This is a genomic window from Photobacterium sp. R1, assembly GCF_054600795.1.
Map to the genome: position 1 here is coordinate 304,208 of NZ_BAAHZP010000002.1, position 15,318 is coordinate 319,525.

The 15,318-nt window shown below is 49.9% G+C and carries 14 protein-coding genes; 8 read left to right on the top strand and 6 right to left on the bottom strand.

The features are described from left to right. Positions 1-8: 8 nt before the first annotated feature. The 4 genes from ACYP03_RS04350 to ACYP03_RS04365 all read left to right on the top strand — a co-directional run bounded on the left by ACYP03_RS04350 (position 9) and on the right by ACYP03_RS04365 (position 3,750). The gene (locus ACYP03_RS04350; RefSeq protein ID WP_459778634.1) at positions 9-788 is read left to right on the top strand and encodes a S1 family peptidase; all 780 of its coding nucleotides are present in this window, start codon (positions 9-11) and stop codon (positions 786-788) included. A 16-nt stretch (positions 789-804) separates the two neighbouring features. Further along, positions 805-1,245 (top strand): VanZ family protein, encoded by a 441-nt coding sequence (locus tag ACYP03_RS04355; RefSeq protein ID WP_248142561.1) that lies wholly within the window; start codon positions 805-807, stop codon positions 1,243-1,245. A 110-nt stretch (positions 1,246-1,355) separates the two neighbouring features. Then, positions 1,356-1,838, top strand: a complete 483-nt coding sequence (locus ACYP03_RS04360) for a CreA family protein (protein WP_459778637.1) — start codon at positions 1,356-1,358, stop codon at positions 1,836-1,838. Between the two features lie 262 nt (positions 1,839-2,100). Beyond that, the gene (locus ACYP03_RS04365; RefSeq protein ID WP_459778819.1) at positions 2,101-3,750 is read left to right on the top strand and encodes an AMP-binding protein; all 1,650 of its coding nucleotides are present in this window, start codon (positions 2,101-2,103) and stop codon (positions 3,748-3,750) included. A gap of 67 nt (positions 3,751-3,817) precedes the next feature. Here the strand turns inward: ACYP03_RS04365 and ACYP03_RS04370 are convergent, their stop codons facing one another. Further along, positions 3,818-5,662 (bottom strand): beta-ketoacyl synthase, encoded by a 1,845-nt coding sequence (locus ACYP03_RS04370; protein WP_459778640.1) that lies wholly within the window; start codon positions 5,660-5,662, stop codon positions 3,818-3,820. A gap of 202 nt (positions 5,663-5,864) precedes the next feature. Here ACYP03_RS04370 and ACYP03_RS04375 point away from each other — a divergent pair, with 202 nt between their 5' ends. After that, positions 5,865-6,842 carry a GlxA family transcriptional regulator gene (locus ACYP03_RS04375; protein WP_248142564.1) on the top strand — a complete coding sequence of 326 codons (978 nt, stop codon included), beginning with the start codon at positions 5,865-5,867 and terminating at the stop codon, positions 6,840-6,842. Between the two features lie 164 nt (positions 6,843-7,006). Then, entirely contained in the window at positions 7,007-7,540 is a 534-nt protein-coding gene (locus tag ACYP03_RS04380; RefSeq protein ID WP_248142565.1) for a hypothetical protein, read from the top strand. 67 nt (positions 7,541-7,607) lie between these two features. Here ACYP03_RS04380 and ACYP03_RS04385 read toward each other — a convergent pair whose 3' ends face one another. From ACYP03_RS04385 to ACYP03_RS04405, 5 genes are all read right to left on the bottom strand, one after another. Continuing rightward, positions 7,608-7,838: a hypothetical protein gene (locus ACYP03_RS04385; RefSeq protein ID WP_248142566.1), complete on the bottom strand. Its 231-nt coding sequence runs from the start codon at positions 7,836-7,838 to the stop codon at positions 7,608-7,610. A gap of 141 nt (positions 7,839-7,979) precedes the next feature. Next, positions 7,980-8,384, bottom strand: coding sequence for a VOC family protein (locus ACYP03_RS04390; protein ID WP_248142567.1), 405 nt, complete (start codon positions 8,382-8,384; stop codon positions 7,980-7,982). Between the two features lie 186 nt (positions 8,385-8,570). Next, on the bottom strand, positions 8,571-9,497 hold the full coding sequence (gene secF / locus ACYP03_RS04395; RefSeq protein WP_459778642.1) for a protein translocase subunit SecF: 927 nt from the start codon (positions 9,495-9,497) through the stop codon (positions 8,571-8,573). A gap of 3 nt (positions 9,498-9,500) precedes the next feature. After that, entirely contained in the window at positions 9,501-11,336 is a 1,836-nt protein-coding gene (gene secD, locus ACYP03_RS04400) for a protein translocase subunit SecD (RefSeq protein ID WP_459778643.1), read from the bottom strand. A 75-nt stretch (positions 11,337-11,411) separates the two neighbouring features. Further along, positions 11,412-11,876, bottom strand: coding sequence for a hypothetical protein (locus tag ACYP03_RS04405; protein ID WP_459778644.1), 465 nt, complete (start codon positions 11,874-11,876; stop codon positions 11,412-11,414). A 310-nt stretch (positions 11,877-12,186) separates the two neighbouring features. Here ACYP03_RS04405 and ylqF point away from each other — a divergent pair, with 310 nt between their 5' ends. Both ylqF and ACYP03_RS04415 read left to right on the top strand, forming a co-directional pair. Then, positions 12,187-13,134 (top strand): ribosome biogenesis GTPase YlqF, encoded by a 948-nt coding sequence (gene ylqF / locus ACYP03_RS04410; protein ID WP_459778645.1) that lies wholly within the window; start codon positions 12,187-12,189, stop codon positions 13,132-13,134. Positions 13,135-13,870: 736 nt separating this feature from the next. Then, positions 13,871-15,031: an MFS transporter gene (locus ACYP03_RS04415; RefSeq protein ID WP_459778646.1), complete on the top strand. Its 1,161-nt coding sequence runs from the start codon at positions 13,871-13,873 to the stop codon at positions 15,029-15,031. The last annotated feature ends 287 nt before the right edge of the window (positions 15,032-15,318 follow it).

Below are 15,318 nucleotides of genomic sequence, written 5' to 3' on the forward strand. Positions count from 1 at the left end.
GAAAAACGATGGTTTTTCCTGTCAAAACAACCGGCTCATTCTTTTTCCGGATGTTCGGAGTTTATCTCTTGCTGACATTCTCATTTCCCGCTCTGGCGGCATTGCCTGAGGTCATCAGTCAGATTAAGCCTTCGATCGTCGGTGTGGGCACTTATCAGAAACTGGCCACCCCGCGCGCCAGTTTAACCGGGACCGGATTTGCAATCGGAGATGGCTCGCTGATTGCCACCAACAATCATGTTGTTCCTGCCACAATCGCCGCGAACAAAAATACAGCATGTGTCGTATTTGTCGGGACCGGAAATACGCCAGACATCCGCCCTGCGCATTTGGTCGCACGGGATACAGAACATGACCTGGCCCTCCTCAGAATCAGTGGCCCGCCGCTTCCGCCACTCAGGCTCTCTGCCCGTCAGGTCAGGGAAGGCGAAATGTACAGCTTTACCGGTTTTCCCATCGGCGCAATTCTGGGACTTTATCCGGTGACACACCGGGGCATGGTTTCCAGTATTACTCCGATTGCCATTCCAGCCCGCACGGCGAAAGAACTGTCAGTCTCCCGGCTCAAGCACCTGAAAAACCGTTTTTTTGTCTACCAGCTGGATGCGACGGCCTATCCCGGCAACAGTGGCAGTCCGGTGTACAGTCAGGATAATGGCGAGGTAATCGCCATTATCAATAAAGTACTGGTCCAAAACAGCAAAGAAAACGCACTGACTCATCCCAGTGCCATAACCTATGCTGTGCCGGTACGCCATCTGAGCCAACTGCTGGCAACTCAGCCTTAAATCGGGAAGAAGACCTGTGCAACGGACCCAAACGAATCTTCTCTATCAAGAGATAAAAATACGGAAATTACAGTTTTTCGCACTGGCCCTCTTTTGGGGACACGGATTCCTGATTACCTGGCTGACCCTGATGCCTCCGGCAGAAAAAGGCGCGCTGACGGACCTGAAAAGCTATGGGATCGCTCATCTGGATTTCATTCTGCATGCCATGTGTTACGGCCTCTTTGCCGGTTATGCACTGCTGATCAGCAAACACCTGAGGCGATACAGCTATATGCTCTTGCTGCTGGTTCTTTACGGCAGTTTTCTGGAAACGATTCAGAGTATGGTCCAGCCCGGAAGGGAAAGTTCTGTCTCAGACGCGATTGCAAACCTGACAGGCGTCGTGCTGGGCGGTGTGATTTCCTGGTCGCTGATGCAAACGTTCATGACCAATCTCACTGGCACCCGAAGATAAGCGCTTGCTATTCAAGAAACATTCAGACAAATTTTTGATAGCCAGTCAGGCAAAAGTGACATTTTCCGGTTATGCTGTGGTGTTCTTATTACCCATCATGGAGACCTTGAATGAAACGCGCACTGCTCTTTTCCGCGATGCTCGCGGGAGCATCTTTACTGGCGGGCTGTTCAGACAACGAAGTCGGCGATGTCAGTCTTGGCGTATTTACCACGAAGGACATCAAACTCAATGTACTCAGTGATCCCTTAATCCCAGGTGTCACCTGCCACATTGCCAGCATTGAAGCCGACCTGGATTTCTCAGATCCGAGTGACTCCTCCATTTCCTGCCGCCAGACCGGCGAAATTACTCCGGAAATGATCGCCGCTATCGATAAATCAAAAGCGGGTGACGTGGTTTTCAAGAAATCGAAGAGTGTTTTCTTCAAAACCATGAAGATCAGACGGATCTATGATCCGGAAAGCCAGACTCTGATGTATCTGTCCTATTCAACCAAAGAAACGTCAGGCAGCTACAAACACAGCCTGTCTACGGTTCCGCTCTGGGGCACCAATGCTTATCAGGCACCCGTAACACCCGTTCAGCAGTAAATCCTTGTAACAATTTTCACCGAACAGCTCTGACCTGTGTCAGGGCTGTTTCAATGTTGTCCCCGTCGCAATCAACACAAAAGATCAATAAGTTAAGCTCATGTTTTGAGCGCTGACTGAGATTTTTACCTCAAAATCACTACAGTGAGCTCTTGACGGTTCTAAGAAAGCCGCTTTTAATAATTTAACAAGATAATAACAACCAAGGAATGGAACCATGACTTTGCCTTTACAGCCAAATTCTTCAAGGGAATCGCTCAAGATGCAGGCGCTGCCACATGAACGTGTATTGCAATGGGCTGAAGAACGCCCGAATGAAATTTTCCTCCGTCAGATCATCAATCGTCAGTTTTCCGATTTCACTTATGCAGATGTCGCCGATCAAGCCTTGCGCCTGGTCAGTGCCCTCCGGGCGATGGGTCTTCAGCCTGGTGACAAAATCGGTTTAATCTCTAAAAACTGTGCTGAATGGTATATCTGCGACCTGGCCTTAATGCTGGGCAGTTATGTCAGTGTGCCAATTTTCCCAACCGCCGGGGAAGAAACCATTGAGCATTGTTTAACGCACAGTGAATCCAAACTGGTCTTTATCGGTAAACTGGATAATAACCACGCCATCAATGCCGTCACCAGCCGACTGCCAGACATCACAACCGTCAGTTTCCCCTATCCGGATGTCCCGGCGTGCCAGCATGAGATGAATACGCTGATCAAGGCGCACACACCATTTGAAGAGCGTCCGTCCCATCAGGATGACGATATGATGTCGCTGGTCTATACATCCGGCACCTCCGGTTTACCGAAAGGCGCAATGCTGTCCTACGGTGGCTTTGCCTTTTCTGCCCAGAACCTGATTGAACATATCGGTATTATTGAGAACGAACGCTTGTTCTCCTACCTGCCGCTGGCGCACATTACTGAACGGGTTTACATCCTGGGGACGTCCATGATGGCCGGGGTTCAGGTGGCTTTCCCGGAATCACTCGATACCTTCATTGAAGATGTCAAAATGCATCGCCCGACGCTGTTTATTTCCGTACCGCGTCTCTGGACCTTATTCCAGCAGCGTATTCTGGATAAACTGCCTCAGGCCCGGCTGAACCTGCTGCTGAAAATTCCGTTTGTCTCCGGCCTGATCAAACGCAAGCTGGCCGATGGACTGGGTCTGAACGAAGCCCGGGTGCTCGGTTGTGGGTCTGCCCCGGTCTCCCCTGCATTACTGCGCTGGTATGAACAGATTGGTCTGAACATTACCGAAGCCTGGGGGATGACAGAAAACTTCGCTTACGGCACCCTCAACATGCCTTTCCGCAGCGACAAAATAGGCACCGTCGGCAACGCCGGTCCGGGCGTTGAAATCAAAATCGCCGAAGATGATGAAATTCTGGTGCGCAGTAAAGGGCTGTTTTCCGGCTACTACAAAAACGACATCGCGACCAAAGAAAGCTTCAATCACGAAGGCTGGCTGCATACTGGCGATCTGGGCAGTCTGGATGAAGAAGGCTACCTGACCATCCAGGGCCGTAAAAAAGATAACTTTAAAACAGCCAAAGGGAAGTTCGTCTGCCCTGTCCCAATTGAAAAGCGTCTGTTTGAACTGAGCGGTATTGAAATGATGTGTATTGTCGGCTCAGGCATGCCAGCACCAATTCTGCTGGCAGTACCGCATGACTATCCGCACTTTGACCGGGAACGCTATGCCCGCAGGGTGACGCACGCCATTGAAGCCATCAACAAAGAGCTGGAATCCCACGCGAAAATTAAAGGGGTTCTGATGATCAAAGAACCATGGAGCATTGAAAACGGCATCCTGACGCCAACACTGAAAATTAAACGACACCTGTTGGAGAAAAAATACCACGAGACAGGCAGTCATTGGCCGAAAGGGCAACTGATTCAGTGGGAAGAATAAGTCAGATAAATAACGTAAAAAAACGGGCAGCCGAAGCTGCCCGTTCTTCATTCAATATCAGACTGATTTACTGATAATCTGCGTAAGGGTTCACGGTCGGTAAAACAATCGCTTCCCCAAACGCTGACAAACGAATGGATTCCTGAGTCAGGCTGACAGAAGATTCATCCATGACAGACTCACCAAAGGAATAGCGAATTTCTTCTTCACCCCGGCATGCCTGCAAATCACGTTCTGCGATGATATCACGGACTTTTTCATTCCGGCTCAGATATTCCGCCATTGCGGCCTCACCGTATTTCTTCTCCAGCATCGACAGTGTCTGCTGAGGTGACAAGACCAGAGCTGACGCATTATTTCCGCCAAAGCCCTTCGCGTTAATAATCACACCCTGCATATCATCACCAGCCGTGCCAGCAAAGTAATGATCCATCAGAATATTCAGGTTCGACTGGTGGACATCGTCCGCAATGTGATCAATGGTCTTAATCCCCGGGATCCAGCCGTACTGCCAGACACCCAATGAAGCCATCAGCTGGTCGCCTGCTGCCGCACTCATGGAATGTCCAACATACGATTTAATCGCAGTCACCGGCCAGTTCGAAATCCCAAAAGTTTTAGCAACTTCGTTCAGGATATGACTTTCCGTGACGCGGTTCTGCGGTGTGCCCGTACCATGCGCCTGGACAAAGGTTTTCTTCACGCCGTCCGGGCCAAGAATGGCCTGAGCCAGTGCAGCAGCCTTGGCAACGGTCACATAGTTACCGACACCCGGCGCCGAAATCGACTTCTTATTACCGTCAGCATTAATAAAGACATCAGCGGCAGTCCCGTAAATATTCACACCCAGCTCCAGTGCCAGCGATTCATCCATCAGCACGGCAAACTGAGCCGATTCCGCCATCGTAAAACCAGCATTGTCCGAGAACGGACGGCAGGCACGGCGGTTATCGACAGTGTCGCTGTTATCCAAAACACGCAGCTCTTCATCCTGAGCCAGCGCGCCCATCACGCGGAAACCTTCCATAATTTCAGAGACTACCGGTGCTTCGGCATTCCCAACAATCGCAACTTTTGCCTGTCCGCTCTGAATGTCCAGCAATCCCTGGCGCAGGTTATACAGGAAGGTGGCGCAGGCGCCCATATTGGTTCCCGTGGTCCCGACACTGTTAATGACGTAACCATTGATGAAGTCCGCCGGCATTTCTGCCAGTGACAAAGCCATCATCTTGGAACTGACCCGGCCACCGGTCAACGGCGCAGCTACCATTCCGGCCAGCGACTGATCATCAATCTGTGCCAGGCCACTCCCCGCATAGACTGAAATTTCATCAGGGCGGATATGCTTAAGCACTTCATCCCAGTCCACACCCAGAGAATTCAGGGCATCTGAGGCACCGTACACCGTCAGTTGAAGACCGCGCGGGTGAAAGCGTGAGTTGTACAGCTTCCCGGGTTCGAAACCGCGGGGAATATTACCCCCGCTGCTCACTGGAAAAGGTTTGTAGTCAGCCAGCAATGCATCCAGTTCACCGGTCACGGTCACATGGACTTTGCTGCCTGATTCCTCCAGTTGCCAGTTTTCAGGGATATGCTCCGGCAATTTTGACTTACGGAGCGTGAAGCGAATTTGATCGCTGCCCGCAGACAGCTCCGCTTTATACTGCTGTAACACACGATCCGGGTCGAAGCTTTCAATCCGACGAATCAGGGTGCCCGCTTGAATCGCTTCGATCACGGATTCGGTGACTTCCCCTTCAGCTAATCCCATTCGATGAGCAAGATCCTGCCAGGTCGAATGCATATCGCTTGCAGGCAGAATATCAGCCAGCATGCGTTTATAACTGTGAAAACCTGAACTACGACCTGCGGCGTTAATGCCGCCAATTCCGACAATCAGAGGTAATTTCATTGTTGATTCTTACTTGATAACTAACTTGACTGTCAGATTACCAAGTTACACTAGTATTACATCAGGCAATTACGCCATAATTACTGACATATACGCCATTCTGACCGGGTCAGACCAAAATCAGGGAGCCGGATCCTGGTGATTCAGTTCCCGTACAGCAGAAACAGCCCAAGTCACATCATCAAATGGAACGATACGCTATATGAAAATTGCGTTTGTGCTTTACCCCCGCGCGCTGATCACAGGGATTTCTCTTGCAGCCGAAATGCTCACCAGTGCGGCAGGATTAAGACCCCGGCATCTCCAGAAATCACAACCTGTTTCTATTTCAGTTGTCGCCAAGAGCCTGTCCCCTCCTGAGTTGAAATCAGGCCTACGTATCCAGCCCGACTTGACCTTAGCATGTGCCGGCGAGTTTGATTTCATCATTCTGCCTCCAATTTGGGGAAATCCGCTGTCTGTACTCAGGCAAAGTCCGGAGCTGATTCCCTGGCTGACACAACAGTACAAGCAAGGCGCCAAAATCATCGCAACCGGAACCGGCGTCTGCTGGCTGGCAGAAACCGGACTTCTGGATCATCAGGTCGCGACAACCCACTGGTATTACTACGATCAGTTTGCCGCACGATATCCGCTTGTCACCCTGAACCGTCAGGCATCAATCACAGTCGCCAACGGTCTGTATTGCACGGTCAGTATTAACTCGCAGTCAGAGCTGATTTTGTACCTGATCCGTGAACACTTTGGCCAGTCGGTTGCAAAAACTGTCGAAACCCACTTCGGCCATGAAATTTCCCAGTCTGATCAGCAGCCCTTTTATCAAATTGGCGGCGAAGTGCAGTTCGACGAATCCATTGCCCTCGCGCAGGACTGGCTGAAACGCAACCTGGCGCAACCGGTCACCGCCCAAGACATCGCTGAGCATTGCGGACTGCCGCTCAGAACCTTCCAGCGGCGTTTCAAAACACAGGTAGGACAGACGCCCCATGAGTACCTGCAATCTCTCCGCATGGAAGCCGCACAGAGCTTATTGCGTGACTTTGGCCTGTCCCTTCAGGATGTGGCAGAACAGGTCGGATACCGGGATGCACATCATTTCAGCAAGCGTTTCCAGAAGCAGTTCAGCCTCAGCCCCGCACAGTATCGCAACATGGTGAAAGCCAAAATTTACCAGGCTTAAGCTCAGAGATGAGACAGAATACAGAAAAGATGATCCAATCAGGCACTTAGCATTGCCCCGGGCAGAAGCGAATGCAAACTGTCGCTATGCTAACAGGAGAAAAGAATGATCAATGTGTTGAATTGAGGCTTTAACCGCCTCGTCGTAAGCAGGCGTTTCAAGAAATGTTGTGTCGTATCTGGCTGTACTTCATTTTCATCGCGTCCGGTTCCATTCACATGGCTGCTGCAGGACTTTTGCCAACCAGCCGCACAATGTTAGGCACGCAGGTCTGTCGGCTGGATCTTTACCATCTGGCTAAAAACCAGTCCAATCGCATCGAGAATGACTTCCAGATTGCCTTGATTGCCGATCAGGGATTTAACCGGCGCTATGTCGCCTTAAAAGCCGACATCTCTTACCCGAAGGGATTTGAAAACTTCAGCTATTACCGCACCGGGCAACCTGTCGAAGTCTTTACCGCCAACTGGAAAAATTATTACGGCAGTATCAGTGTGGCTGATACCAATCGAAGTTACAGTATTTCGCACTTGGTGCGGCTGGGCGGAAGCAATCCCAGGCAAGCCTTCGATGTGCTCATCCGGTTGATTGCCGAAGATCACGGGCATTTTGAATTACAGAGTGCCAGCAGACGTTATCGCTTCTATTTAGAAGACGGTCATCTTGACGCCTTTTTTCACTGCCTGCATACCGAATAATTTTCCCCTTAAAAAACAAACGCCAGCTCATCGGCTGGCGTTCTGTGTTTTACAGAGTCACTATCATTTATCGATTGCTTTGGACTGGCTCGTATTCGCCTTCGATTACACGTCCCTTGCTGGTTGCGCCATTTGTTTTGCCCGCATAAAACGTCGCATACTGTTTCGACAATTTACGCTTCAGGAATGGCTGAGCAATAAAAGCAACCAAGGCCATAAAAACGCCCATCACTGTCGCGAAAGTCAGAGCAAAGAAGCCAATCACCAGTGCAAATACGCCAGCAATGATATTTTTCATCTGTCACCTCATTATCAGGTAAGAAAGCAGGAAGATACCTGTTTCAGACGTTCAGCCTTACACATTCAAGTTGAATGGCAGTTGAACAATCGTCAGTTAATAGCATTATTCCACTGCTACAGGTTCCATTTTCCTGCTCAATTACTGCATATCATTCACATACTGAATCACTGACACCACAGCGCCGCAAGGATCCATGATGGCACACATTCGGCCAACATTTGGCACATCCATGGGCGGATACATCGCTTTACCACCAGCTGCCTCCGCTTTTGCCAGACAGGCATCCACATCATCGACCGTGATATAACTCCACCAGCCGATCTGAGCATCCTGGCACTCTGCCGTACGCTCCATGATTCCGCCAACCGGATCATCACCCGCCTTAATAATGTGATACAGCCGTCCTTCCTCCGCTCCGGGCATCGGAACGGATTCTATCTTCCAGCCAATCACTTTTGTGTAGTATTCAATGGCCTTCTGAGCATCATCGACCACGAGTTCAGCCCAGCTGAATGCGCCCTGGTGTTTAAACGGGTTTTCCATAGATCCTCCGGTTTCTGGTGAATGTCGCAAATCAAAGATAGTCGTGCCTGAATATCTGTGCCAGCTGGCGCGACATATTCAGTCATCGCCAAAGGCAATGCTGCCGGAAACGCCTCCGGAGCCATTCAACCGTGTCAACCCAATCAAAAAAGCCAGCTTTCGCTGGCTTTTCTCAATGATGAATCGTTAAGGCGCCAAATCGACCTCAACCGGCAGGTAATGTTTGGGTTCCAGTTTTAACCACTCCGGCAAAACCGTCCCAATTGAAACGGACGACCAGGTGCCGGAAATAATGCCGATAAACATGGCAGTCGCAAAACCTTCCAATGGAGCACCGCCCATGAACCACAATGCCGCAACGGTGATCAGCGTGGTCCCTGAGGTCACCATCGTGCGCGAAAACGTTGCAATCACGGCCTGATCGTTGATATCTGCCGTCGGTGTTTTCTGTTTCGCCACCAGGAGCTCACGAATCCGGTCTGCAATAATGATGGAATCATTCAGAGAATATCCGAGAATCGCCAGCACTGCGGCAAAGACCGTCAGGTTAAACTCCATCTGAGTCAGCGCAAAGAAGCCCAGCACCAGCACAACATCGTGGATCAGCGCCAGCAGTGCGCCGCTGGCAAGGCGCCATTCAAAGCGAAAACAGAGATAACCCAGGATACACAGCATGCACACCAGCAACGCTAAGCCACCCTGTTCAGTCAGATCCTGACCAACCTGAGAACCCACCATACTGTTACTGATGATCTCCACCTGACCGGACACCTGCTGGAGCAGGTGATCGATTGCTGGCGGCGTCTGACCCTTTTCCGAACCTTGTCCAGGCTCCTGATTGGCCAAAGGATAACGAATGACCCAACGCCCTTCTTCACCGAATTTAGTCACGGAGGTGGACTCACCCAGCGCTGGTTTCAGGACATCCAGCAGCTGATGGTTTGTCACCGAGCGGCTGACCATCGCTTCTGTCACCATACCACCGGTAAAGTCCAGCCCCATGTTCAAGCCTCTGACAGCAAGTGCTGCCAGAGAAATCACCATCAACGCAATTGACAAGACGCTGGTGATATAACGAATTTTCTGGATACGGGATTTCAGATATTGAACCATGATTTATACCCTCACTTCACGACGACTGTCGCGTCCCCAAATCAGATTGATCAATGCGCGTGAAGCAAATACGCCGGTAAACATGCTGGTCAGCAGACCCAGTCCCAAAGTTAGCGCGAAGCCCTGAATGGGCCCGTTACCAATCGAGTACAAAATCAATGCTGTAATCATTGTGGTGATGTTAGCATCCAGAATGGTACTGAAGGCACTGCTGAAACCGAGATCGATCGCCTGAGCAAAACTGCGGCCCTCTGCCAGTTTGTCTTTGATCCGTTCAAAGATCAGTACATTGGTATCGACGGCCATCCCCACCGTCAGCACCAGACCCGCAATACCCGGCAGCGTCAGCACAGTCCCTGGCAGCAACGCAATCAAACCCAGCAGGCACACCATGTTTGCCATCAGCGCCACGTTTGCGACCCATCCGAGGCGTCTGTACCACAACGCCATGAAGGTCAGCGTCATTGCCATTCCTAATGCCAGTGCAGAAAAACCGTTCTCAATATTTTCCGCCCCCAGTGATGCACCAATCGTTCGCTCTTCAACAATCGTCACCGGCGCGGTCAGAGATCCGGCACGCAGCAACAGCGCAAGCTGCTGTGCTTCTTCTGTTGAGCCGGCACCAGTAATACGGAACTGATTCCCCAGTTGCGACTGGATCGTGGCCACACTGATGACACGTTCGCTGCGCTCAGTTTCTCCCCGCGCATTGGTTTTGTATTCCCGGTAAACGGTCGCCATCCGCTTGCCGATGTGTTTGCCTGAAAAATCGCTCATCATCTTGCCCCCGGCATGATCGAGCGAAATATTCACTTCAGAGAAACCCATTTGATCGGCGCCGGCACGGGCATTGACGATGTGATCACCGCTCAGCACCGGACGTTTGTTCAGCACCACGGTTCTGCCACTGTTGTCTTTCAAGACCAAATCATCACCGGAAACGGCTTCTGAGCCGGTTTTGACTTCATAAAACGCCAGACTTGCAGTCGCACCAATGACCTTTTTCGCCTGTGACGGGTCCTGTACACCCGGCAGCTCAATACGAATGCTATTTTCACCCTGACGCTGAACCAGCGCTTCGGTAATGCCCAGCTCTTCGATACGATCCCGCATGATCTTTAGGTTCTGTTGCAGCGTCGCCGACTGAAAATCGAGTTTATTCTGTTTAGTCGGCGTTACAGTCAGGCTGCCTGAACCCCGTTTTACATCCCAGCCCGGATAATTCTGTTTCACAAACTGACTGGCCTGACTGAGTTCAGCCTCTGATTTCGTAGTCACACTGAATCCGTCACTGCCTTGCCGGCTGATGCGGACCGATCGCAGATGTTCACTGCGCAACATGTCCTTCACGTCATCCACTATGGTGTCGCGCTGCTCCTGAAACGCTTTGTCGACGTCCACATGAAGCAGGAACTGCACACCTCCACGCAGATCCAGACCTAACTTAATCGGACTGAAACCCAGTTTTCCGTACCATTTTGGTGCAACAGAAACGTACGAGTATGTGATGTTATCGCCGTCTTGAACCCGTTTATCCAGTGCTTCACGCGCATGAGACTGCTCAGCTTCGTTGCCGAAAACCAGTACCATCTGATTGTTCTGCTGTGTAATTTCCTGTGGTTCAACGCCTTGTGCTGTCAGATATCTGTTCACACTGACAACATTGCCGAACGCACCGCCCGGATTGGCAGACTGAATCTGGATTGACGGTTGTTCACCATACCAGGTCGGAATAGCACTGAGTGCCAGAATGACAACAGTGACCACCAGTACCACGTACTTCCACGCAGCATAGTGGTTCAGCACCCTGGACGATGCTCTAGAATTATTTTTCTTCATCAATATCCCCTCAGCGTCATTATGCCGAGTTAAAAAATAAGAATTGTGACAACGTCACCTATTTGAAAGGGAATATCAGCTGAAGTACTGGCTATTCAACGCCACATACATAGCGTTGGTTTCTTTCCAGCCGGAAAGACGATAGGAAGTGGGAAAATCCTGATACGAGGCGTAACTTGGCTGCCGAACTAAACACAACGGCAAACGAGGATCAGACACGGGATAGAACGGCGGCGTGTCCAGAAGATTCGGCTCACCGTCATGGAGATTGTTTCGGTCTGGAATATTCCAGCGATAGGAATGAAGAATTGCAACCGCGTATCCGGAGTGGTGAGTTTCCGAAACCGGTGACGGATTCTGTGGTTTTTGATGTTGAGTCTCATGTTCACAGAGAACAGCATCATTCAGCTGCGACTGCGAAATCACAGTTGATTTCACTGTTGTCGCAGCGCCTTTGTCGTCCAGGCACGCCATCGCCTGCGCAGGAAATACCAGCGCTAAAAACGATAGCCAGAAAATACGAATCACATGCCAGGACATCAGGTTGCCTACTTCTAAAACTACAAAGCAGTGTATGTCTGAGTGAGACGCCGCTCAAGGAAAATTTTTGGGTCAATCTTTGCGTTTCCAGCCAATGCTGATTTCGGTATGAGCTTACTCTATTATACCCGCCCGCCTACCATGCCTTACCGGATTAGTGTTAAGATCACAAAAAACAACGCGACTTGTGGGCTGTAATCATACGGGTTGCAAGCTAGCTGGTTTAAAACAGTAAGAGGGTTTTCCCTTGCTTTTTTATACTTCAGTTTTTGCTTTCCACAAGGCAACACCAAAAAGGTTTATTTTTCAAATGTCTAGCACAAGTATCCAGTGGTTTCCAGGGCACATGCATAAAGCCCGTAAAGAAATTGAAGAAGCCATTCCTAAAGTCGATGTCATTATTGAAGTGCTTGATGCACGTATTCCTTTCAGTAGTGAAAACCCGCTCATTGCCTCAATTCGTGGTGATAAGCCGGTGATCAAAGTGCTGAACAAACGTGATCTGGCCGATCCTGAGATGACAGAACACTGGATTGCACATCTGGAAAAAGAACACAACGTGAAAGCAATGGCGATCACGACGGAGAACCAGAATGAAGTCCATAAAATTCTGGAACTGTGCCGGAAACTTGCGCCGGGCCGTGAAGAAATGGGCAAGAACATTCGGACCATGATTATGGGCATTCCGAATGTCGGTAAGTCGACCATCATCAACACTCTAGCTGGCAGATCCGTTGCTGTCACCGGCAACCAGCCTGCGGTAACCCGCCAGCAGCAACGCATTAACCTGCAAAACGGCATTGTCCTGTCTGACACGCCGGGAATTCTGTGGCCAAAAGTCGAAAACCCGCACAGCGGTTTCCGTCTGGCTGCGACCGGTGCAGTGAAAGATACCGCCATGGATTACATTGATGTGGCCTTCTATACCATTGAGTATCTGAAAGACGCCTACCCTGAGTTGATTCAGCAGCGTTATGAACTGGACGATAAACTGCCGGAAACTGACATTGAGCTGATGGAAGCCATTGGACGTAAGCGCGGTTGTCTGCGCTCCGGCGGTAAAGTTGATTTACATAAAGCCTCAGAAATTCTGATCAATGAGCTGCGTAACGGCACCCTTGGCAAAATTACCATGGAACGTCCGGAAATGATCACTCAGGAACTGATTGATGTGGCCATTGAGAATGAACGGAAAGCCGCTGAAAAAGCCAAGAACAAAGAAGAACGACGTAAGCGTTACCTGAGAAACAAAAGATAAATAAAAAAAGGTGCTGTTCCCCCGCTACGCGGAACAGCACCCCAGTCAATCATTGACAAAATGTACCTACACTCAGTAGTCCGCGATGATGCGGAGATCACTTCCAATCTAAACCTGTCAGATTACAAGAATATCACCATCGCAGCCTGACTATCTAAAAGCACACATCATGCCAACCTTTCATCTCATTGTTTTTAAATGTTTTTTCCATTCTGCATCTGCCCTATTTCATTGATTCTCAATCGGCTATGCACAGCTTCAGTGAAGCGCTGCACCAAAAGGTGTAATCAACCACTGCCCGACATCAGAATTTTTCACGAAATTTATTTTCAGCCAGCCTATTCAATTTGTACGTTTTTTAAACAAAAACAATAGAATGATCACAAATCATTCCATTACTAAACAATAAGCTTCACGCAATAAATAAATTCATTAAGCACATGAAAAAATTGAATAAATCATTTATTTAACATGGTAATAACCTGATGTAATACACATACCTCTAAAGACAGCCATTTCCTTATATTTAGTGTGAGAAAATCCATGTTTGGATATTACTTTTTCTCATTTTACCTCACCCATTTTTCAGTCCATATTCACCGAAAATTTGCAGGGAACCGGGCCACAACAAAGCCGGATGACCTGTAACACATCCTGCAAAACCCTGAGCGGACCTATCGCTGTCACCGAGACAGCTTTTTTCGGGTCTGCCCCCTGAAATCTGGAGAGAAGTGTAGTGAGTGAAATCACTGCTGCGCGTCAGTCTGGCGGTATTTTTGTACCCGTTGCCGGACTGACCGCTTTTGCGATTGCATCGGGTTATCTGATGAGCCTGATTCCGCTGACGTTAAATTATTATGAACTGCCTGCATCACTTGCAAGCTGGCTGGCCAGTATCTTTTATCTGGGTCTGCTGATTGGCGCATTGCTAGTTGAAAATGTTGTGGCCCGTATTGGACACCGGCTGTCTTTCATCGGATTTCTGCTCATGCTCGCGCTGACGATCATCATCATGCCGGTCATGGCCGATCAATGGGTCTGGCTGGTTGCCCGATTGATTGCCGGTGTCGCTGTCGCTGGTATTTTTGTGGTTGTGGAATCCTGGTTGCTGATTGGCGACAGTAAGAAAGAACGTGCCAAACGCCTGGGCTTTTATATGACCGCACTTTATGGGGGCGGAACACTAGGGCAATTCGGCATTGGTTTTATTGGTGTCGAAGGCTTGGTGCCATTTTTCAGCATTCTGGCACTGCTATTCATCGCGATTGTGCCGGCACTGGTTTCGAAACAATCTCAGCCAGCCTGTGAGCAACATATCAGCCTGACCACAAAACAGATCCTGGCTTTAAGCAAACCTGCGGTTCTGGGCTGTCTGGTCTCCGGGATTGTGATGAGCTCAATCTACGGTATGCTGCCTTTTTCTTTACAGTTACAAGGCCTGAACGCGGAGCAAATCAGTGGTCTCATGGCCTCAACTGTACTCGGCGGTATGGCAATCCAGCCAGTGGTCAGTGCGCTCTCCTGCCGGATGAGCAAATCACTGCTGATGGCTGCAGCCTGTCTGCTGGGCATTTTTGCCACAGGCTTCATGAGCTTGGTTGAGGGTTATTCTGTGATGGTGATTGGACTGGCAATGCTGGGCATGTCATCTTTCGCACTGTACCCGGTTGCGATTTCACTTGCCTGCGATGAACTGGATTCGTCTCAGATCGTTTCTGCAACTCAGATCATGCTGTTCAGCTACAGTGTTGGCTCTGTCATCGGGCCTCTGACTGCAGGACGTTTTCTTGTGCAGGCGCACGGGCTGATGAATTTCTTCTTTATCGCGCTGGCCAGCACAGCTGTGTACATGCTGATGGCGAGTCTGAAGCAAAAGCCGCAAGTTGTTGCCGGCTGATTTTTGAAAGGACAGAAAAAAGAGCGGGCGCAACTTTCGTTGCGCCCTTAGGTCTTACTTGCAGCAATCCCGCTACGATAGTGCTCCCTGCATCATTCCATGATACTGCTGTTTCCTTCAGCGTTCCCTATAACTCCATCCTGGAGGTGTTCCATTTGGTCTTACCTTGACCCGTTGCAACGTCCTGCTACAACTCTCTTCTCCATCCTGGAGGTGTCCCTGGCTTCATCCTGAAGCGGTCCTTTTGTCATCCTGACCAGTAAGCATCCTACTTACTGTATCGAATC